Origin of the sequence: Octadecabacter antarcticus 307 (genome assembly GCF_000155675.2) — a bacterium.
GTDB lineage: Bacteria > Pseudomonadota > Alphaproteobacteria > Rhodobacterales > Rhodobacteraceae > Octadecabacter > Octadecabacter antarcticus.
Window position 1 is genome coordinate 2,468,263 of the sequence record NC_020911.1, and the last position, 20,882, is coordinate 2,489,144.

The 20,882-nt window shown below is 55.4% G+C and carries 18 protein-coding genes and 1 pseudogene; 4 read left to right on the forward strand and 15 right to left on the reverse strand.

Annotated features, from left to right (window positions below; genetic code table 11):
* The 5 genes from OAN307_RS12445 to OAN307_RS12465 form a co-directional block, all read right to left on the reverse strand.
* A complete protein-coding gene (locus OAN307_RS12445; RefSeq protein WP_015500076.1) occupies positions 1-717 on the reverse strand; it encodes an ABC transporter ATP-binding protein in 717 nt (238 codons plus the stop codon).
* A complete protein-coding gene (locus OAN307_RS12450; protein ID WP_015500077.1) occupies positions 714-1,493 on the reverse strand; it encodes an ABC transporter ATP-binding protein in 780 nt (259 codons plus the stop codon). The genes OAN307_RS12445 and OAN307_RS12450 overlap by 4 nt, the downstream gene beginning before the upstream one ends.
* A gap of 219 nt (positions 1,494-1,712) precedes the next feature.
* Positions 1,713-3,920 carry a catalase/peroxidase HPI gene (katG, locus tag OAN307_RS12455; RefSeq protein WP_015500078.1) on the reverse strand — a complete coding sequence of 736 codons (2,208 nt, stop codon included), beginning with the start codon at positions 3,918-3,920 and terminating at the stop codon, positions 1,713-1,715.
* Positions 3,921-4,028: 108 nt separating this feature from the next.
* Complete coding sequence (locus OAN307_RS12460; protein ID WP_015500079.1) at positions 4,029-5,324, reverse strand: NAD(P)/FAD-dependent oxidoreductase; 1,296 nt, start codon at positions 5,322-5,324, stop codon at positions 4,029-4,031.
* Complete coding sequence (locus OAN307_RS12465; protein WP_015500080.1) at positions 5,324-6,721, reverse strand: aspartate aminotransferase family protein; 1,398 nt, start codon at positions 6,719-6,721, stop codon at positions 5,324-5,326. The genes OAN307_RS12460 and OAN307_RS12465 overlap by 1 nt, the downstream gene beginning before the upstream one ends.
* A gap of 206 nt (positions 6,722-6,927) precedes the next feature.
* Between OAN307_RS12465 and OAN307_RS12470 the strand changes: the two genes are divergently transcribed.
* From OAN307_RS12470 to OAN307_RS12485, 4 genes and pseudogenes are all read left to right on the forward strand, one after another.
* Positions 6,928-8,016, forward strand: a complete 1,089-nt coding sequence (locus tag OAN307_RS12470) for a polyamine ABC transporter substrate-binding protein (protein WP_044044712.1) — start codon at positions 6,928-6,930, stop codon at positions 8,014-8,016.
* A 54-nt stretch (positions 8,017-8,070) separates the two neighbouring features.
* The gene (locus OAN307_RS12475; protein ID WP_187292459.1) at positions 8,071-9,207 is read left to right on the forward strand and encodes an ABC transporter ATP-binding protein; all 1,137 of its coding nucleotides are present in this window, start codon (positions 8,071-8,073) and stop codon (positions 9,205-9,207) included.
* A 688-nt stretch (positions 9,208-9,895) separates the two neighbouring features.
* A pseudogene (locus tag OAN307_RS26350) lies at positions 9,896-10,576 on the forward strand (ABC transporter permease subunit); the annotation flags it as partial.
* Positions 10,573-11,388 carry an ABC transporter permease gene (locus OAN307_RS12485; RefSeq protein ID WP_015500084.1) on the forward strand — a complete coding sequence of 272 codons (816 nt, stop codon included), beginning with the start codon at positions 10,573-10,575 and terminating at the stop codon, positions 11,386-11,388. The pseudogene OAN307_RS26350 and the gene OAN307_RS12485, both read left to right, overlap by 4 nt.
* 8 nt (positions 11,389-11,396) lie before the next feature.
* Here OAN307_RS12485 and phoB read toward each other — a convergent pair whose 3' ends face one another.
* The 10 genes from phoB to gmk form a co-directional block, all read right to left on the reverse strand.
* Entirely contained in the window at positions 11,397-12,080 is a 684-nt protein-coding gene (phoB, locus tag OAN307_RS12490; RefSeq protein ID WP_015500085.1) for a phosphate regulon transcriptional regulator PhoB, read from the reverse strand.
* Between the two features lie 3 nt (positions 12,081-12,083).
* The gene (gene phoU / locus OAN307_RS12495) at positions 12,084-12,788 is read right to left on the reverse strand and encodes a phosphate signaling complex protein PhoU (protein ID WP_015500086.1); all 705 of its coding nucleotides are present in this window, start codon (positions 12,786-12,788) and stop codon (positions 12,084-12,086) included.
* Between the two features lie 21 nt (positions 12,789-12,809).
* A complete protein-coding gene (gene pstB, locus OAN307_RS12500; RefSeq protein ID WP_015500087.1) occupies positions 12,810-13,571 on the reverse strand; it encodes a phosphate ABC transporter ATP-binding protein PstB in 762 nt (253 codons plus the stop codon).
* A gap of 21 nt (positions 13,572-13,592) precedes the next feature.
* Positions 13,593-14,906 carry a phosphate ABC transporter permease PstA gene (pstA, locus tag OAN307_RS12505; protein WP_015500088.1) on the reverse strand — a complete coding sequence of 438 codons (1,314 nt, stop codon included), beginning with the start codon at positions 14,904-14,906 and terminating at the stop codon, positions 13,593-13,595.
* Complete coding sequence (pstC, locus tag OAN307_RS12510) at positions 14,903-16,123, reverse strand: phosphate ABC transporter permease subunit PstC (protein WP_408634945.1); 1,221 nt, start codon at positions 16,121-16,123, stop codon at positions 14,903-14,905. Before pstC ends, pstA begins: the two co-directional genes overlap by 4 nt.
* Positions 16,124-16,269: 146 nt before the next feature.
* Positions 16,270-17,301, reverse strand: a complete 1,032-nt coding sequence (locus OAN307_RS12515) for a substrate-binding domain-containing protein (RefSeq protein ID WP_015500090.1) — start codon at positions 17,299-17,301, stop codon at positions 16,270-16,272.
* A 145-nt stretch (positions 17,302-17,446) separates the two neighbouring features.
* On the reverse strand, positions 17,447-18,511 hold the full coding sequence (locus OAN307_RS12520) for a sensor histidine kinase (RefSeq protein ID WP_015500091.1): 1,065 nt from the start codon (positions 18,509-18,511) through the stop codon (positions 17,447-17,449).
* Positions 18,512-18,514: 3 nt separating this feature from the next.
* On the reverse strand, positions 18,515-19,708 hold the full coding sequence (locus OAN307_RS12525) for a trans-sulfuration enzyme family protein (protein WP_015500092.1): 1,194 nt from the start codon (positions 19,706-19,708) through the stop codon (positions 18,515-18,517).
* Positions 19,705-20,229 carry a gamma carbonic anhydrase family protein gene (locus OAN307_RS12530; protein WP_015500093.1) on the reverse strand — a complete coding sequence of 175 codons (525 nt, stop codon included), beginning with the start codon at positions 20,227-20,229 and terminating at the stop codon, positions 19,705-19,707. The genes OAN307_RS12525 and OAN307_RS12530 overlap by 4 nt, the downstream gene beginning before the upstream one ends.
* Positions 20,226-20,864 (reverse strand): guanylate kinase, encoded by a 639-nt coding sequence (gene gmk, locus OAN307_RS12535; RefSeq protein ID WP_187292460.1) that lies wholly within the window; start codon positions 20,862-20,864, stop codon positions 20,226-20,228. Before gmk ends, OAN307_RS12530 begins: the two co-directional genes overlap by 4 nt.
* Positions 20,865-20,882: the final 18 nt, after the last annotated feature.

Below are 20,882 nucleotides of genomic sequence, written 5' to 3' on the forward strand. Positions count from 1 at the left end.
TCAGTGCCCCCCGCCCAAGAACATGCGCGCGATTTCAGGGTCCGCCGCAAGGCCAGCCCCCGTCCCCGTGTGCCGATTTGCGCCATCAACCAGCACATAGCCACGATCAGACACACCGAGCGCCTGTTTAGCGTTTTGTTCAACGATCAAGATCGGCACACCGGTGCCTTTGATCTTTTGAATGGTGTTAAAAATCTCAGCGCGATATTTAGGTGACAGCCCAGCCGTCGGTTCATCAAGCAGCAAAATCTTCGCATCCACCATCAGCGCCTTGGCCATTGCGACCATCTGGCGTTGCCCACCTGACAGCGATCCCGCCGCCTGATTGCGTTTTTCCGCGAGATCCGGGAACAAGTCGTACATTTCGTCTAACCGCGCCTCAACACCCGTTGGCCGCGTCCACGCGCCCATCTCAAGGTTTTCTTGCACCGATAGGTTGACGAACACGTTGTTGGTTTGCGGCACATAGGAAATACCGCGTTCAATCACCTTTTGCGCCGGCGTGTCAGTGATGTCTTCGCCGTTCAAAACAACCGATCCTTCGGTGATGTTTAACAGACCCAACACAGCCTTCATGGCAGTGGATTTACCGGCACCGTTCGGGCCGATGACGGCCACGATTTCGTTTGGGTTCACGTAGATCGACAGATCATGCAGGATTTCGGTCTGCCCGTAGCCCGCGCGCAGATTGTTTAGGGACAAAACTGGATCAGTCATGCCACTTCCCCCCCGAAATAGGCATCAATGACGCGTTCATCGCTGCGGACCTGATCCATGGTGCCTTCCATTAGAACTTGCCCTTCAGCAAGGACGACGACCTTGCCGCACAGCCGCGCGATCATGTCCATGTCGTGTTCGATAATGCAGAAGGTGTAGCCGCGTTCAGCATTTAATTGTTCAATCATTTGAGCGACTTTGCGCATAAGGGTCGGGTTGACCCCAGCGCCTGGTTCATCCAGCAATACGACCTTGCTGTCGTTCATCATCGTGCGCCCGATTTCCAGCAGCTTTTTCTGTCCACCAGACAGATTGCCAGCCAGTTCATCACACACATGGGTCAGGCCCAGAAATTCAAGCGTATCGCGCGCGAGTTCAATCACCGCCGCTTCACGTTTTTGCACGGACTTGTTAGAAAACCAGCTTGACCAGATGCTTTCGCCTGTCTGGGTTGGGGCGGCCACTGCCAAATTCTCAAGTGCGGTCATGCGGGCGTACTCATGACTAAGCTGGAAGGTGCGCATCAGACCTTTGTGGTACAAAACATCCGTGCGCTGCCCGGTGATATCTTCGCCCAGCAATGTGATCTTGCCAGCCGTCGGCGGCAGTTCCCCAGCGATCATGTTGAATGTCGTGGTTTTGCCAGCCCCGTTTGGCCCAATCAGACCAACAATCGCGCCCTTGTTGACGTGGAAATCCACCCCGCGAACCGCATGCAGGCCGCCAAAACTTTTCGTCAGCCCAGCAACGCTAAGGACAATCTCGCTCGAAGTCATACGCACCCTCTCCCAAAGTGGCGTGTGCGGCTTGATATCGGGGGACGTGTGGGCCGCGTTGATCGCCGCCTCGCTTTGCCCCCGCAAAACGCTTCTGATTTGCTAACCCGCAGTTTTACCCTTGTCCATCGGCAAGTGCAGTCGTTTTACCTGCGTTTTGGGTGCCGCTACGTAAAACGGCGCCCCAATCGGGACGCCGCCTGTCATATGTGGTGGCGTTTAGCGTAGATCGAAGCGATCCAGTTCCATCACTTTAACCCAAGCTGCGACGAAGTCTGTCACGAACTTGGTGGACGCATCGCTTGACGCATAAACCTCTGACAGGGCGCGCAGGATCGAATTGGACCCGAACACCAGATCAACTGTTGTCGCCGTCCATTTCACCGCATCGCCACCGTTCTTAGACGTCCTTGCACGGCCTTCCATGACGCCGTTCGCTTCAGTCCACACCGTGCCCATATCGAGCAGATTGGTGAAGAAATCGGTGCTCAGGCTCCCGGGGTGGTCCGTCAACACACCGTGCGATGATCCGCCCGTGTTGGCGCCGATCACCCGCAAACCACCGACCAGAACGGTCATTTCTGGCGCAGACAACGTCAGCAGTTGCGCACGATCAATCAGGTGCTCAGCAGGAGAGCGCAGCGCACCCGCCTCGATAAAGTTGCGGAACCCGTCGGCTTTTGGTTCAAGCCATGCATAGCTTTCGACATCTGTGTCATTCTGCGCTGCATCTGTGCGACCCGCGTGGAATGGCACGGTGATGGTGTGACCTGCCGCGCGCGCCGCAAGTTCAACCCCGACGGACCCTGCTAGAACAATCGTATCTGCTAATGACACCGGCTTGCCAAAATCGTGGCGCACCTGTTCCAACTTCGCCAGAACCAAGGCCAGTGCTGCTGGATCGTTGACCTCCCAATCCTTGGCAGGGTTCAAACGAACGCGCGCACCATTGGCCCCGCCGCGTTTGTCGGACCCGCGGAATGATGCCGCAGATGCCCACGCCGTGCTGACCATTTGCGCCGCCGTTAATCCAGACGCCGCGATTGCCGCTTTCAACGCATCCACATCAGCGCCAGCGATCAACGCATGATCAACCGCAGGAACCGGATCTTGCCAGCTTTCAGCCGTGGCCGGAACCAGTTTACCCAGACCCAATTCATAAGGGCCCATGTCGCGGTGCGTCAGCTTGTACCACGCTTTGGCGAATGCTGTGGCGAATTTGTCGGGGTTGGCGTGAAAATCGCGACTGATTTTTTCATACGCCGGGTCCATCCGCATCGCCATATCAGCGGTGGTCATCATGATGAACGTCTTGTCCTTGCCGTCGGCGGTGGGGGCATGGTCCTTGTCCGCAAGGTCCTTAGCTTGCCACTGGTTTGCACCGGCGGGGGATTTCGTCAGTTCCCAGTCATAGCCGAACAGCACGTCGAAATACGCCATGTCCCATGTGGTCGGTGTTGGCGTCCATGCGCCCTCGATGCCGGAAGTGATCGTGTCAACGCCTTTGCCGGACCCAAACGAGTTGGTCCAGCCGAGACCCATTTCGATCAGCGATGCGCCCTCAGGCTCAGCGCCGACATGTGCATTCGGATCGGCCGCACCGTGGGCTTTGCCAAAGGTATGGCCGCCAGCAGTCAGCGCAACAGTTTCTTCGTCGTTCATCGCCATCTTTAGGAACGTTTCACGAATGTCATGGGCAGACAGCAATGGATCAGGATTGCCCATCGGGCCTTCTGGGTTGACGTAGATTAGACCCATCTGCACGGCCGCAAGATCACCAATCAGTTCACGCGGATCGCCGTAACGTTGGCTGTCATCGCCAAGCCATTCGGTTTCCGGCCCCCAATAAATGTCTTCCTCAGGTTCGAAAATATCTGCCCGACCACCAGCAAAACCGTGGGTTTCAAAGCCCATGGTTTCAAGCGCGACATTGCCCGTCAGGATCATCAAATCTGCCCATGACAGCGCGGCCCCGTATTTCTGTTTGATCGGCCACAGCAAACGACGCGCCTTGTCGAGGTTGCCGTTGTCTGGCCAAGAATTGAGCGGCGCAAACCGCTGGCTGCCCGACCCTGCCCCGCCACGGCCATCCCCAACGCGGTAGGTACCAGCGCTGTGCCACGCCATGCGAATAAAGAACGGTCCGTAATGGCCGTAATCGGCGGGCCACCAGTCCTGGTTGTCAGTCATCAACGCGGTCAGATCAGCAACCACCGCGTCCAGATCAAGCGTTTCGAACGCATCGGCGTAGGCAAATTCTCCGCCCATCGGATTGCTTTGGGCAGAATTCTGGTTCAGCGGTTTCAGGTTCAGGGATTCTGGCCACCAATGTTGGTTCGCCGACGTGCCGATTGATTGATGCGTGCCCTGCATCACCGGACATTTGCCCTGATTCTCGTTCATGTCTTTTACGTCTGCGCCGTCCATGATGACTCTCCAAATGGATTAGTTTGGAATCATTCTAGCAAGACACTGCCATAAGTTTAAGTCGAATTTTACGATGGCGGCGATTGGGCGCACGAACACGCCGACGGATCAAAGCCGATCACGCATTGAATACCACAACATCGCCAACACCAGAAGCGGTGTTCGCAGACGCGGCCCACCGGGGAAACGCGGGGTCGGAACGGTACTGAAAATGTCGAATTTTTCGGCCTGCCCGGCGACGGCCTGCGCCGCCAATTTTCCCGCCAAGGTTGCCATCGCGACGCCGTGGCCGGAATAACCTGAAATACTAAGGACGTTGTCCGACAGCCGCGCAAAATGTGGCATACGGTTCATCGTAATGCCCAGCGTGCCACCCCAAGCGTAATCGATTTTGGTTCCCTTGAGCTGCGGATAGATTTCCAGCATCGGTCTGCGCACAGTTTTGGCGATGTCTTTGGGGAACTTGTAGCCGTAGCTTTCACCACCGCCGAACAGCATACGGTTGTCTTCGCTCAGCCGGAAATAATTGATCACAAACTTGCTGTCCGCGACTGCATGATTGTCACGAATGAGATTGCGGGCCATGTCCTCGCTCAAGGGTTCTGTCGCAGCGATGAAGTTGTTGATCGGCATCACCCGCTGCGCGACGTGCCCGTTAAGCGCGCCTAGGTAGCCGTTGCAGCCAAGGATGACATGTTTGGCACTGATCTCTGCTTGATCCGTGGTGACATTGCCATCCGGCGTAACGGATCTTGCTTTGCTGCGTTCATATACCCGTACACCAGCGTCGCGCGCCGCGCGTGCCAGACCCAAGGTAAACCGCAGCGGGTGAATGTGCCCGCCACCCATATCAAGCGTGCCGCCGTAATAGCTGGACGATCCAACGAGCGAGCGCATTTCATCGCGGTCCACGGGTCGGACAAGATCATAGTCGTATTCATCGCGTAATTTATTGGCATACTTATGACTATGTGGGACGTCCCTTGCGCGGTGGTCAGCCTCAATAATGCCATCAGACCAGCCGCAATCAAGGTCATGTGTCGCAATAAGATCACGCACTAAACTGACGGATTCTAACGACAAATCCCAAAGTGCGCGGGCCTGGGCAAGATCAACAAGTCCTTCTAGATCATTCTGCCCAATGCGCTGACCCGTCCCAACCTGCCCACCATTGCGCCCCGATGCGCCAAAGCCCACGCGCTGCGCGTCAAGCAGCACAACATCATATCCAGCCTGCGCCAAATGCAGTGCCGATGACAGGCCGGAATAACCACCCCCCACAACGCAAACGTCGCACGACATGGCACCAGCAGCCGCGGGGAACGGATTAAGCGGTGTGGCTGTCGCGGCATAGTAGGACGCGGGGTATTGCCCCGCTGTGTCGTTGGCGTTCAGCAGATCCATCAGCCGACCTTATACAGGCCATCGGCCTTAATCAGATCATAGGTTTGATCCAGCGATTTTGTGGCGCGGTCAATCAGGGTATCAATTTCAGCCTTGGTGATGACCAGCGGTGGCGCGATAATCATGCGATCCCCGACGTGGCGCATGACCAGACCGTTGGCAAAGCAACGCGTGCGACAGGCCACTCCGACAGTGCCGGCATCGGCGGCAAATTTCGCGCGGCTTTCTTTGTGCGGGGTCAGGGCGATGGACCCCATCATGCCGACGATTTTGGCTTCACCGATCAGGGGATGATCCGCCAAAGACTCCCACTTTTCCGCGAGGTACGGCGCGATCGTGTCGTGCACGTTTTCGATGATCTTTTCTTCTTGTAGAATGCGAAGATTTTCCAAGGCGACGGCACAGGCTACCGGATGGCCGGAATAAGTATACCCGTGGTTAAAATCACCCGCATTGGCGATTGTGTCTGCAATCTCATCGCAGACAATCGACCCACCAATAGGCGCATAGCCAGATGATAAGCCTTTGGCGATAGTCATGATATGGGGGCGGATGCCGTAGTAATCAGACCCAAACCAATGGCCTGTGCGTCCGAAGCCACAAATGACCTCATCCGCGATCAACAGAATGCCGTGTTCGTCACAAATCCGCTGAATTTCCGGCCAATAGGTGCTTGGCGGCTCAATAACGCCGCCTGCCCCTTGTACCGGTTCGGCAATGAAGGCCGCGACGCGGTCCGCGCCAAGGTTATGGATCGCCGTTTCAAGCTGCTTGGCCCGTTCCAGACCAAAGGCCTCCGGCGTCATGTCACCCCCCTCAGACCACCAATCGGGCTGATCGATATGATGAATGCCGGGGATCACTGGAACGCCTTGGGTCTGCATGCCTGACATGCCCCCAAGACTGCCACCACCCAACGTGGACCCGTGATAGGCATTCTTGCGGCTGATGATGATATTCTTTTCGGGCTGACCTTTGATCGCCCAGTAGTGGCGTACCAGCCGGATATTGGTGTCGTTGGCTTCCGACCCGCTGCCAGCATAAAACACATGGTTCAAATCGCGTGGCGCGAGTTCGGCCAATTTAGCAGACAACGCAATTGCGGGCACATGGGTCGTTTGAAAGAAGGTGTTGTAGTAGGGCAATTCCAGCATCTGGCGCGCGGCCGCATCTGCAAGTTCTTTGCGCCCATAACCGATATTGACGCACCAAAGGCCAGACATCGCATCAAGGTATTTGTGGCCTTCACTGTCCGTCAGCGTCACCCCATTTGCGCCAGTGATGATCCGCACACCGGTTTTTGCCAGTTCGGCGTTGTCGGTAAACGGATGCATATGGTGGGCTGCGTCCAAGGCCTGCAGTTCAGCCGTCGGCATATGATTGGAGATCACGTTCATGGGTTTTGTCCTGTGATTAAGATGTGTGCGATTGCGCTAAAATCGCATAGATTTGTGTGCAAGATATGGACACGTGGTGCAGTGTCAAACGAAACTCGTCGCCAGTTGGCGCCTGTCTGTCGGTCCATATTGCATATCCTGCCGTCGCTATTCATAGTCGTGATCACGGACGGGGCAACCCGCTGCTCAAACGACAGGGAAAAATCATGAAAAATGTTACAAAGCTTTCTGGCGTCATCGCCCTCGCCCTTGCGGCAAGTGCTGTGTCAGCCGATGAAGTTCGGGTCTACAATTGGTCTGATTATATTGACGAAGAGTTGCTTCAAAAGTTCGAAGACGAAACCGGTATCGACCTGATCTATGATGTGTTTGATTCCAACGAAGTTCTTGAAACCAAAATGCTTTCCGGTGGGTCCGGCTATGACGTGGTTGTGCCATCGGGCACGTTCCTGCAGCGACAGATCACGGCCGGTGCGTTCCAAAAGCTGGACATGGACCAGCTGCCCAATGCGGTCAACCTGTGGGATGTGATCCAAGACCGCACAATACAGTATGACCCTGATAATGCGTATTCCATCAACTACATGTGGGGCACGACTGGCCTTGGCGTGAATGTTGGCCGCGTACAGGAATTGTTGGGTGAAGATGCACCAATTGATTCACTTGCGTTGGTGTTTGATCCTGCCAACATGGAAAAACTGGCCGAATGTGGTGTGCATTTTCTTGATGCCCCCGGTGAGATGATCCCCGCCGCGTTGCAGTATTTGGGCGAAGATCCCGACAGCAAAGACCCCGATGTCATTGCGCGCACCGCCGAAGTTTTCGCCGGCGTACGTCCCTATATTCAGAAATTCCATTCTTCTGAATACATCAACGCGCTTGCCAATGGTGACATCTGTGTGGCGTTCGGCTGGTCCGGTGACATTCTGCAAGCCCGTGATCGCGCGGCTGAGGCCGACAATGGCGTCGAAATTGCCTACAACGCCCCCTCCGAAGGCGCGCTGATGTGGTTTGACCAAATGGCGATCCCAGTGGACGCACCTAACGTCGAACAAGCGCATATTTTCCTGAACTTCATTCTGGATGCACAAAATGCGGCCGCCGCGTCGAACTATGTGTATTATGCCAACGGAAATTCCGCATCGACGGAGTTTCTGATTGAAGACGTGATCGGTGACACGGCGATCTATCCAGATGCCGCAACGCTTGAAAACCTTTATACGACGACGCCCTACGATGCGCGTGTACAGCGGGTCGTAACGCGCCTGTGGACAACGGTTAAGTCCGGCCAGTAAGATTTTGATCCCTCGCGTCTTTTTGGGCGCGGGGGATTTTTTATTTGGGAACGAATGATGGCGCAATCTAAACCGAATGTAATTTTTGCCCCGTGGAATGATCCGGCGCAAAAGCCGCTGATCCAGTTCAAGAACGTCACCAAACGCTTTGGTGATTTTACGGCCATCGACAACCTGACCCTTGATATTTATGCGCAAGAATTCTTTGCGTTGCTGGGTCCGTCCGGCTGCGGCAAGACCACGTTGATGCGGATGTTGGGCGGTTTTGAAACCCCCACCGAAGGTCAGATATTTCTTGATGGGGTCGACATTGGCCCCGTCCCGCCCAACCAACGCCCCGTGAACATGATGTTTCAGTCCTATGCGCTGTTCCCGCATCTGACAGTCTGGGAAAACATCGCGTTCGGATTGAAACGATCCGACATGCCAAAAAACCAAATTGGTGACCGCGTTGAAAAAATGCTCAAGCTGACGCAGCTGGGTAAATTCGCCAAACGCAAGCCGCACCAGATTTCGGGCGGCCAGCGCCAGCGTGTCGCCCTTGCGCGCTCGCTCGCAAAAGCACCGAAGTTGTTGCTACTAGATGAACCGCTTGGTGCGCTCGACAAAAAGCTTCGCAATGAGACACAGTTCGAACTGATGGATATTCAGGAAAGTACGGGCACAACATTCGTCATCGTAACCCACGACCAAGAAGAAGCCATGACAGTGGCCTCACGCGTCGCGGTGATGGTGGACGGGCAGTTGGCGCAAGTCGCCACACCGGATCAAATTTACGAAGCCCCAGTGTCAACATATGTGGCCGACTTTATTGGGGATGTGAACCTAATTTCAGGAAAATCATCGCCAACAGACGGCGGTATGGATGTACATTGGGACGACAACCAGCCTGCTATTCACGTGACAACGGACAGCCCCCTTGCTGCGCGCACCCTGTGTCATTTCGCGATCCGGCCTGAGAAAGTTTCGATTTCGGCAGAAAAACCGGATGCTATGAATATCATGAAGGGCAAGATCATTGACATTGCGTACCTCGGCAATATTTCGACCTACCATGTTGAGATCGCAGCGGGCGTGATTTTCAAAGCCCAAGCCACAAACAACCGTCGCTTGTCACGGCGCACTTATACGTGGGAAGACGAAGTTTACCTGAGCTGGACAGACACCGCTGGTGTCGTGTTGACGGAATAGTGCGATGAACAACAGGGTCACAGGTTCATTTATTGTCCTAGGCGTATTCTTGTTTTTGGCTGGCGTTTTCTATCTGGAAACGTTCATCCCGCTTGGACAGTGGGCAGATGCTGTCGGCGATGCTCGGCCGTTCACACTGCTTGGCGATGGCTGGTTCGACGTAGCGATCTGGTGGTTCAAATTTATTGCCTTGGTTCTCATCAATATTCCAATCTTGGCCATTATTGTGTTTACTTTCAAGATACTGCCGCGCGACCTTAAGGCGATTGTCGCACGCCAGTCGATGATATCCACCCCATATGCATGGCTGCTGGTATTCTTTTTGGTGCCGTTTGGCATCGTCTTGAAAATCTCATTCTCTGACATAGCGCTTGCGATTCCGCCCTATGTGCCGACCCTAAAAGATGGGTTCTGGACGATGCTGTCCGGCCTTGATCTGGAAAACTACACCTTTATTGGCGCAGGTGCGGTCTTTGCGGGTTTCGTGATGTTGGTCGCGGCCATCGCGTTGTACCGTGTCGTTTACCCACGGGTGCGCAGTGCAATCGTGTCTGACGGCAATGTCGGGGCGTTTGCGTCGGCTGTTGTTGCGGGCTCTGCGCTGGCCGTTTCGGTGGTCTGCGTCGCGTTGCTGGCCGGTTTGTTGGGGCTGCTTTTTCCAGTGTTGCAGACCTTCGTCGACATACCGGATTTTCTGTATGTCGCGGCCTATCTATCGTCGCTGCGAATCGCGCTGATCTCAACGTTCTTCACATTGTTGATCGGCTATCCTATCGCCTACGCCATGGCGCGCGCAGCCGAACATTGGCGGCCCACATTATTGATGCTGGTGATCTTGCCGTTCTGGACATCGTTTCTGATCCGCGTTTATGCATGGATCGGCATCCTTTCCACCGAAGGCTATCTGAACCAGTTCCTGCTCGGCATTGGGGTGATTGGCGAGCCGCTCACGATCCTGAACACCAACATGGCGGTCTATATTGGCATCGTTTACACTTATTTGCCGTTCATGGTGCTGCCGATCTACGCCGCCCTTGAAAAAATGGACGATTCGCTGGTTGAAGCGGCCGAAGACCTCGGGTGTTCGGCGTTTTCGGCGTTTTGGCTGATCACCGCACCGCTGTCCAAACCCGGCGTGATTGCGGGCTGTTTTCTGGTCTTTATCCCGACGCTTGGTGAATTCGTCATCCCGTCCCTGCTGGGCGGGTCCAATTCGATCATGATTGGTAAGGTCCTGTGGGAAGAGTTCTTTAACAACCGCGACTGGCCCGTCGCGTCATCTGTTGCGGTCATTCTGTTGCTGATCCTGATCATCCCGATTGTGTTGTTCCAACGTAACGAACAAAAACAACGGGAGATTGACGGATGAGACGGTTTTCATGGTTCAACGCCACGTCCCTGACGTTCGGTTTTACGTTTCTGTATCTGCCAATGTTGATCCTGATCATCTACAGTTTCAACGAATCCCGCCTTGTCACGGTCTGGGCCGGATTTTCGACGCAGTGGTACGGGGAGCTGTTCCAGAACGAAGCGTTCCTTGATGCCGCATGGGTCACGATCAAGGTCGCGTTCTGGTCGTCAACCCTTGCGACGATCCTTGGCACAATGGCGGCCTACATTATGGTGCGTGCAGGCCGTTTCCGTGGGCGTGGGCTGTTTTCGGGCATGATCTACGCGCCGCTGGTGATGCCCGAAGTTATCACTGGACTGTCGCTGTTGCTGTTTTTTATCGCCCTTGACGTGAACCGCGGCATTCTGACGATCGTGTTGGCGCATACGACATTTGCGATGTGTTACGTGTCCGTGGTGGTGACGTCACGTCTGGTCAGTTTCGACAAATCCCTGGAAGAAGCCGCACTTGATCTTGGCTGCACGCCATTTGATGCGTTCCGGTCCGTGACGCTGCCAATTATTATGCCGGCTGTGGTGTCTGGCTGGTTGTTGGCGTTCACGCTGTCACTGGACGATCTGGTCATCGCGACATTCACGTCCGGCCCCTCGTCGACTACCCTCCCGATCAAGATATTCAGCGCCGTGCGCTTGGGCGTCACGCCAGAAATCAACGCTCTCAGCACGATTATGATCTCAATCGTGACGGTCGGTGTGATTACAGCGTCACTGGTGTCGCGCGGGGTGACTATTAGGGCCAAGGCGGACGAACGCAAAGCCGAACAGGGCTAGATTTAGCGTCACCCCAGCGCATATCCGGCGCCGCGTACCGTGCGCACCGGATCATCGCCGCCATGTTGCGTCAACACTTTGCGCAGCCGCCCGACGTGGACATCAACCGTGCGCGTATCGACGTAAACATCGCGCCCCCAGACCTGATCAAGCAGCTGTTCACGACTGAGCACGCGCCCGGCTTTTTCCATGAACGTCGCAAGCAATCGAAATTCCGTGGGGCCGAGTTTTAATTCAACATCACCACGCGTTACACGGTGGGTGTCGGCGTCGAGCGCAATGTCATCAAACGTAAGGACCTGCCCGACTTTGGATGGTCGCACACGGCGCAGCTGCGTGCGCACGCGGGCCATCAATTCAGCGACCGCGTAGGGTTTGACAACATAGTCATCCGCCCCGGTTTCCAGCCCACGCACTTTGTCGAGCTCTTCGGATCTTGCCGACAACATAATGATCGGGATCGCGCGGGTATTACTGCGCGACTTAAGCTGGCGGCAAACCTCAATCCCCGACACATGCGGTAACATCCAGTCCAGCACGATGACATCGGGCGCGTCTTCCTCTACCATTAACAGCCCCTGCTCGCCGTCCTGCGCCACGGTGACGCGGTAGCCTTCGGCTTTTAAATTATAGCTCAGCACTTCACGTTGTGCGGGTTCGTCTTCGATGACAAGGACGTGCGGCTGGGTCATGGTCTAAATGTCTTGCGCTGTCACGGTGCTGCCCATTTTCGGGCGGTCTTCTTCGGGCATCACGCCGCTGACCATATAGATGATCTGTTCGGCCATATTGGTCACCAGATCACCCATGCGTTCAACATTTTTGGCGATAAAATGCATGTGCATACAGGCTGATATATTGCGTGGATCTTCCATCATGAAGGTCAGGAATTCGCGAAACAGCGCGTTGTACATCTGATCCACTTCGAGATCGCGTTGCCGAACGTTTTCCGCAAGATCCACATCTTTGCGCACATAGGCATCCAGCGTATCGCGCAGCATCGATTGCACCTCTTTGGACATGCGCCGAAGGGCGGCATCGGTGCCGTCAATCGGTGCCATTTCCGCCAAAATGGGCGTGCGTTTCGCCATGTTTTTCGCGTAATCCCCGACGCGTTCAAGGCTTGAGGCGAGTTTCAAGACAGACAACAAAGCACGCAAATCTTTGCTCACTGGCGCGCGCAATGCGATGGTACGCGCGGCCTCTTCGTTGATCTGTTCCTCAAGCGCGTCGATCACTTTGTCACCCTTACGCACGATGTCGGCACGTTCGATGTCGCGGGATTCAAGCGCTTTCGCGGCTTCCAGAATGGCATGTTCAACCAAGCCACCCATTTTGACGATCAGCGTCTGGATGCTTTCCAGATCACGGTCATAGGCGGACGAAATATGTTCGTTCATGGTGCTCTCCTTACCTGAGAATTATCCGATCCGGCCGGAAATATAGCTTTCCGTGCGCGGGTCTTCTGGGTTGGTAAAAATTTTTTCCGTCACACCGTATTCCACAAGGTTGCCCAAATGGAAGAAGGCGGTTTTCTGGCTGACGCGGGCGGCTTGTTGCATGGAATGGGTGACGATGACGACGCTGTAGCTTTGGCGTAATTCATCAATCAGTTCTTCGACTTGCGCTGTTGCGATGGGGTCAAGTGCGCTGCACGGTTCATCCATTAGCAACACGTCCGGTGCTGTGGCAATCGCGCGCGCGATACACAGGCGTTGTTGTTGCCCGCCGGACAATCCGGTTCCGGGTTCATTGAGACGATCCTTGGCTTCGGTCCACAACGCGGCCTTACGCAGGGATTTTTCGACAATTTCGTCCAGATCGGCCTTGCCCCGCGCCAACCCGTGGATTTTTGGTCCATAGGCGACGTTATCATAGATCGATTTCGGGAACGGGTTGGGTTTTTGAAACACCATCCCGACCTTGGCACGCAGTTGCACTGGGTCGACCTTTGGGTCGTAAATATCCTCATCATCGATGCGGATATCACCAGTGACGCGGCAGATATCAATCGTATCGTTCATCCGGTTCAAACACCGCAGAAACGTGGACTTGCCACACCCCGATGGTCCGATAAATGCAGTGACAGTCTTGTCTTCGATCTGCACGCTAACGTCTTTGATAGCATGGTTGTCGCCATAATAGACCTGCACGCCTTTGGCAGAAATTTTGATGTTGGTCATAGAGTTTAGTCCTTCAGATCGCTACCAGCGACGTTCAAATTTCTTACGCAAGAAGATGGCGAGCGCGTTCATGATCAACAGGAAAATCAGCAATGTGATGATCGCGCCGGATGCGCGTTCCACAAAGGCTGGATCACTACGCTGGGTCCAGTTGAAGACTTGCACGGGCAGTGCTGTAGATGCCTCCCCGAATAGGCCCGCATCGGGGGACCATGCGGCTGGATATTCTTTCACGAAAGCCACCATGCCGATCAACAGCAATGGCGCGGTTTCACCAAGCGCCTGCGCGAGCCCGATGATCGTCCCTGTCAGGATACCCGGTGCCGCAAGCGGCAAGACGTGGTGGAACACCGATTGCATCTTGGACGCACCGACACCCAAGGCGGCGTCACGAATACTGGGTGGGATAGATTTTAGGGATGCGCGGGTGGAAATGATGATCGTGGGCAGGGTCATCAGCGTCAACACGAGGCCGCCGACCAGCGGCGACGATTGGTTCAATTCAGCAAAGTTGATGAAGATCGCAAGTCCTAGAATGCCGTAAACAATGGATGGCACCGCGGCGAGATTGGCGATATTCACCTCAATCACGTCCGTGATCCAGCTTTTGCGCGCAAATTCTTCGAGGTAGATCGACGCCGCCACACCAATCGGCAGCGCCAGACATAACACGACAGCCATCATGTAAAGCGATCCCAAAATGGCCACCCCAAGGCCCGCCGCTTCGGGCCGTTGATCCGATGCGTCTGGATTGGTGAAAAACGCCCAATTGAACCGCTGGACCAACGTGCCTTGGTCCGCCAAACGATCCGCCAAGATCAGTTGCGCGGGTGTGACGTTCTTATCCAGCAGCGCCGTTTGTGCCGTTACGCGGCCTTTGAAATAGCCATCAATGCGGCCGTTGGTCAGTAGGTTCATCTGGAATGTGGTCCCAGCCGCATCCGGATTGGCAAGAATAAAGCGGCGGAATGTCGCCCCCGCCTCGTCTGAGATCATTCCAAAGGCATCCGCCTCGGGCGTGTCTTGCAGCTGGTCGTTGTTGGTCAGATAGGCCAGCAGGCTGATCTGGATGATTTTGTTATAGGCACCGGTCTTTAAAAGGGCAGATTCAGCCGCCTCAATTTCGGTCGCATTGATCGTGACCGGAAAGCTAAGATAGGTCTGGCGGAACGACGACGCACCGTTGCCGATGATCGACACCAGCAGAATGACCAATGCGACAATCGCGATCCCAATAGCGGACAGCCCATACATCCGGAACCGCTTTTCCGCCGCGTTGCGCTTTTTGGTATGCGGGTCTGTTTGTAACAGTGAGCCGTGTTTTGAAGCGCTCATTCGTACTGCTCCCGATATTTGCGCACGATGAACAATGCGACGACATTCAGGCCAAGGGTGATGACAAACAACGTCAGACCCAGTGCAAACGCCACCAGTGTTTCCGGCGATGCAAAGTCGGTGTCACCAGTCAGTTGGCTGACGATTTTCACGGTGACAGTGGTCATCGCCTCAAACGGGTTGAGCGATAGACGCGCGGCGGCCCCTGCCCCCAAAACCACAATCATGGTTTCGCCGATGGCGCGGCTCGCGGCCAGCAAAACTGCGCCGACGATCCCGGGCAATGCGGCGGGTATGACGACCTGACGGATGGTTTCGGATTTCGTCGCGCCAAGCCCAAGGGAGCCGTCGCGCATCGCTTGTGGTACAGCGTTAATAATATCATCCGACAAGGACGACACAAACGGGATTAACATGATGCCCATGACCAATCCTGCGGTCATCACTGAACTTGCGCTTTGGCCCAGACCCATGGGTGCGGCGAAGTAGTCGCGCAAAAGCGGCCCGACCGTCACTAGCGCAAACAATCCGTACACGATCGTTGGAATTCCCGCGAGGATTTCGATCATCGGCTTGGCGACAGATCGCAAGCGTGGGGACGCATATTCCGACAGATAGACAGCGGCGAACAGGCCTACTGGCACCGCAAAGACCAACGCGATAAAGCTGATGTAAAGCGTGCCCCAGATTAGCGGGATGATCCCCAAATCGGATCCGCCGCGAAAGTTCGGCGACCACGTTGTTGAAAAGAAGAAATCGCGCCAGTCGTATTGGCCAAAGAAGCTATATGTCTCTGTCACCATCGACAAAACGATGCCGAGTGTCGTCAGGATCGCAATCGTCGAGGCAAAGATCAGGAGCGCCATGATCCAGCGTTCAGATGCGTTGCGGGCGCGAAAATCACGGCTGATGCGCAGCAGCGACAACACGAAACCAGTGGCCGCAAGGCCGATTAAAAGAATGTAAGTAAACACCGGATTTTCCGGTGCCAGAACCAGATCACGCCGCGCGCCGATACGCACAACCAAGGCCCAGAGCAGCATCACAGCAAGGGGCGGCAAGAGCGTCGACAGCGCGGTGTTCAGCCCGTGTTGATGTGGCAGCGCGTTCAGGACACGACTGTCGCCGGATGCAACTGTAAGGGCGCGGCGGCGGGCCAGCAGATAGCCGACGACCGCAAGTCCGATGGTGGTAAAGAATGGAACGCTAAGGGGCAGCACGTCTGGTCCGATCTATGGCACCTTCTGCGGCGAAGGTCGTTTAGAAATCAGGATCGCAAGATGTCTTGACGAATGTGGGGCGGCCCGTATTGGGCCCGTGTTGGGGCCCGTATCGCAATAGGCCGCCCCTGATCTCGTATGGCTTAGTTACTGATTGTCGTCAGGTTGGCAACTGCCGCTTGGGTGTCTGCCAATTCCGGATCAGACACGAGGCCATAAGCCGCCAATGGTCCGTCCGGACCCGCCAGTTCATCGGCCACAAAGAATGACGCGAATTCCTGCAGACCCGGGATCACACCGACATGCGCCGCTTTAATGTAGAAATACAGCGGGCGTGATACGGGATAGTCACCAGCCGAAATGGTTTGCGTCGTTGGGACCACGCCCACCATGGTTGCGACCTGCAACTTGTCAGTGTTGTTTTCATAAAACGACAAACCAAACACGCCAATGCCGTTTGTGTCGGCTTCAATCCGCGCCAGCGTTTCGGTGTAATCACCATCAATGTCCACAGACAGGCCATCGGTGCGCACAGCCATGCAGGTGCTTTCTGCAGTGTCTTCGTCCATCCCCATGTCGATCATTGCGGCCATCGCACCGGTGTCTTCACAGCCTTGCAAGAGCACTTTTTCTTCGAACACTTCGCGCGTGCCGTGCTTGGTGCCTGGAATAAACGCTACGATCGGTTGCATGGCGAAATCGGCATTGACCTGCGACCAATCTGTGTTCGGGTTTGCAGCCATTGTGCCGTCCATCGGCATATCAGCGGCCAGCGCTGTGTACCAGTCGGATGGAGTAAAGGCGAAGGAATTGCCGTCGATGTCGGATGCAAAGACGATGCCGTCATAGCCAATGCGCACTTCGACGATATCCGTAACGCCGTTTTCAGCGCAGATGGCAAGTTCACTGTCTTTGATGGCGCGTGATGCGTTGGCTATGTCGATTGTATTTGCCCCGACGCCTTCGCAGAAGCGTTTTAGCCCAGCGGACGACCCACCAGATTCAACAACCGGTGTCGGAAAATCCGTATTTTCACCAAAAAATTCAGCGACGATGGCCGCGTATGGCAGAACGGTCGACGATCCAGCAATCTGGACGTTGTCGCGTGCAGCTACGACGGTTGCGGATAGGGCGGTGATCGCCAACGTTGAAACGGTCAATTTGAGAACAGACATTCGTATCTCCTACATGTGTCATCTCTGACCCCTCGCGGATCGAAGGATCTTGAACGCGTGGCTAGGCTGCGTTCAAAACGCTTTTGTGACATTTATGTAAAAGTAATATGACAGACGCGAAAATCGGTGGGATTAATGGGCTGGATCAATCTGTCTGCCGATCCAAAAATACTGGCAGAACGGCCGTGAATTCAGTGCCTTGACCCACAACACTGGAAATACGCAAGCGGCCGCGGTGGCGATTGATAATATGCTTCACAATTGCCAGCCCCAGACCTGTGCCACCAACTTCGCGGTTGCGGTGGCTATCGACGCGATAAAACCGCTGGGTGAGTCGCGCAAGATGGTGCGCCGCAATGCCATCGCCATGATCAATAACGCTCAGACGCACACCTGATTGCAGCAGCGCGGGTTCGTGTTGTGGTGCACTCAGGCGCACCGTGACGATGCCGTCATTTGACCCGCTTTTCTTGCCGTATTTCAACGCATTCTCCACCAGATTGGCAATCACTTGCCACATCTGATCGCGATCTGCCAAGACATAGACCGCTTCGTTGGGGTGGTCGGACATCAGCGAGACACCCGCCGTATCTGCGCGCGGTTTCATGGCGGCAAGAACATCGTCCATCAGTGCGCATAAATCCGTCTGCTGCGTGGGCTTGATCCGTTCCTGACCCTCAACGCGGTTCAGTGACATCAGGTCTTGGACCAAACTGTGCATACGCCTCGCTTCTTGTTCCATGATGCCAAGAAACCGCGTTTGAGCAGCGGAATCATCACGGGCGGGACCGCGCAGGGTTTCGATGAACCCCAAAAGCGACGTGAGCGGCGTGCGCAATTCGTGGCTGACATTGGCGACAAAATCGCGCCGCATATCATTGGCATCTTCCACCGCAGTCATATCTTGAAACGACAAGACAACTGTTGACCCATCTGTCAGCGTCGCGGCGGTGACGGTTACGGTCCAGGTTGTGTCGCGCGCACCGTCATTGCCAAGATAGCGGACAACGCGCAAGGTGGCGTCTTTCAACGTCGCCTCAACTGCGTCGATTAGGGCGGGTTGGCGCAGCGCGGTAATATAGGGCAGCCCGTCGCACGCCATCCCGATGAGGTGCTTGGCGGGCGCGTTTGTCGCGCTAATCCGTTCAGCGCTGTCAATTAGAATGACTGGGTGTGGCAGGGCCAAGATGAGGGCGCGAATGTCGGACATGGTCTAGGCTTTTTGGCTCTCGGCGATTGCCTCAGTCAGTTCGGCGATCAGCAATGCGGGGTCTTCCAGCCCGACGGACACGCGAAAGAACCCTTCGGATATGCCAAGTGCGGTGCGCCCTGCTTCGGATAGGGCGCGGTGGGACGATGATGCTGGATGGCTCAGCGTGGTGCCGACATCGCCCAAGGTTGGCGCGAAGGGCAAATCAGGGGCCGCGTTGGTCAGCGCGTTGGCAGCTTTGCGCCCGCCTGCGACTTCAAACGACATCATATTGCCGGGGCGGTTGCCAAGAATTTTTGCTGCACGGTTGTGGTCTGGATGATCAGGGCGGCTTGGGTGCAACACGCGCGTAACACCAGGCAATCCGGCAAGGGCTGCGGACAATTCAATCGCAGTTGCCTCAGCGCGATCATAGCGCAGATCGAACGATTGCAACCCGCGTTCCGCGAGCCAGCAATCAAACGGGCTGGGTGTGAGGCCCCATGTCACGTTAGCGATGTTGATTTTCTCCATCAGGCTTGGGTCTTTGGCGACGACGTAACCGAGCGTTGCATCCGAATGCCCCGCGAGCAGTTTAGTCACGCTGTGGATCACGATATCCGCGCCGTGATCAAACGGCTGATAGCCGCGCGGCGTGGTGAACGTATTATCGACCATCAGCAAAATGCCACGGTCCGCGCACAACTTGGCGATACCATCCATATCAGCGATGCGGATTGTGGGGTTCGACACCACCTCAACCACGATCATTTTGGTGTTGGGCTGGATCGCAGCGGCGATGGCGTTTGCGTCTGTCGGATCCGCCAGTGATGTTTGCACCCCGAATTTTGGCAAATCGTCTGCCATCAGACGCAAAGTGCGGCCATAAAGCTGATCCCCGCCAATCACATGGTCGCCCGCCTGCAACACACCCAAAAACACAGCACCAATTGCCGACATGCCTGATCCGGTGATGATACCGCCAGACATACCTTCAAGACCGTCAATCTTTTGCGCCAAAACGGATGCGTTCGGGTGACCTTCGCGTGCGTAGGTAAAACCGGACCCTTCGTCGTATTGCGCATCAAGTGCGTCGGGATCCGGGGATGCATAGACGACAGACGGCTGCAACGGCGTCACCACAGGGCGCGAGGTAGATGTTGGCCATTTGGGGCGACGCGCTAGGGAATTAGGTTGGTTTTTTGGTGTCTCAGTCATTTTGAAATCTCTTTCAATCCAGCGCGAAACCGCGCAGCGTTTTCTTGATAATGTAGTGCTGAAGCTGTCAGGCTTTGGATCGCCTCCGCGTCAAGGTCGCGCACAATTTTGCCGATGCCCATGACCAGTGATCCGTCTGGGATCACCTTACCTTCGGTGATCAACGCCCCTGCCCCGATCAGGCAATTGTTGCCAATCATTGCACCATTCAAAACCGTCGCGCCCATGCCGATCAGCGTGTTATTCCCGATGGTGCAACCGTGCAGCATCGCCTTATGCCCGATCGTACAACTGGTGCCGATGTCCAGCGGATAGCCCATATCGGTGTGCAGCACGCAGTTTTCCTGCACGTTGCTGCCCGTGCCAATGCTGATGCGTTCGTTGTCGCCACGCAGGGTTGCGCCGAACCAGATCGACGCCAAATCCATCACGGTCACACTGCCGACCAAATAACACCCGGGCGCAATCCACGCACCCGCGTCAATGTCAGGTGAAATACCGTCCAGTTTATATAACGTCACTCTTGATCCTCATATTCTGTCTGCAACTGGCGCACAAAATCATTGAGGCTAATTTGGCGTTCGCGGCGTGCACGTTCCGCTGTCAAGATCGACTTGAGCTTTTCGGCGCAAGCATCCGCATCATCATTGACCAAGACATAGTCATATTCCGCCCAATGGCTAACTTCGTCTAACGATTTCGACATACGGTTGGTAATTACGTCTTCGCTGTCCTGCCCGCGTGATCGCAAGCGCCCCTCAAGCACCGCCATTGAGGGCGGCAGCAAGAAGATTGACACCACGTCGTTGCCGAGGGATGAATTTCGAATCTGCTGGCCACCTTGCCAATCAATATCAAACAACGTGTCCGCTCCCGCACCCATCGCCGCCTTCACCGGCGCCTTGGGGGAGCCATAGAGGTTGTGAAACACCTCAGCATGTTCGAGCATTTCGCCCTCAGCCGCCATGTCTTTGAATTCTTCACGGCTCACGAAATGGTAATCAACACCGTCTTCTTCGCCTGTGCGCGGCGCGCGTGTTGTGGCGGACACTGAAAACCGGATTGACGGGTCCCAGTCGCGCAAAATCTTTGAATGAAACGATTTTCCTGCGCCCGATGGCGATGACAGGATAATAAGAAGGCCACGTCTTTTCATGTTTTGGCGATCCATCAA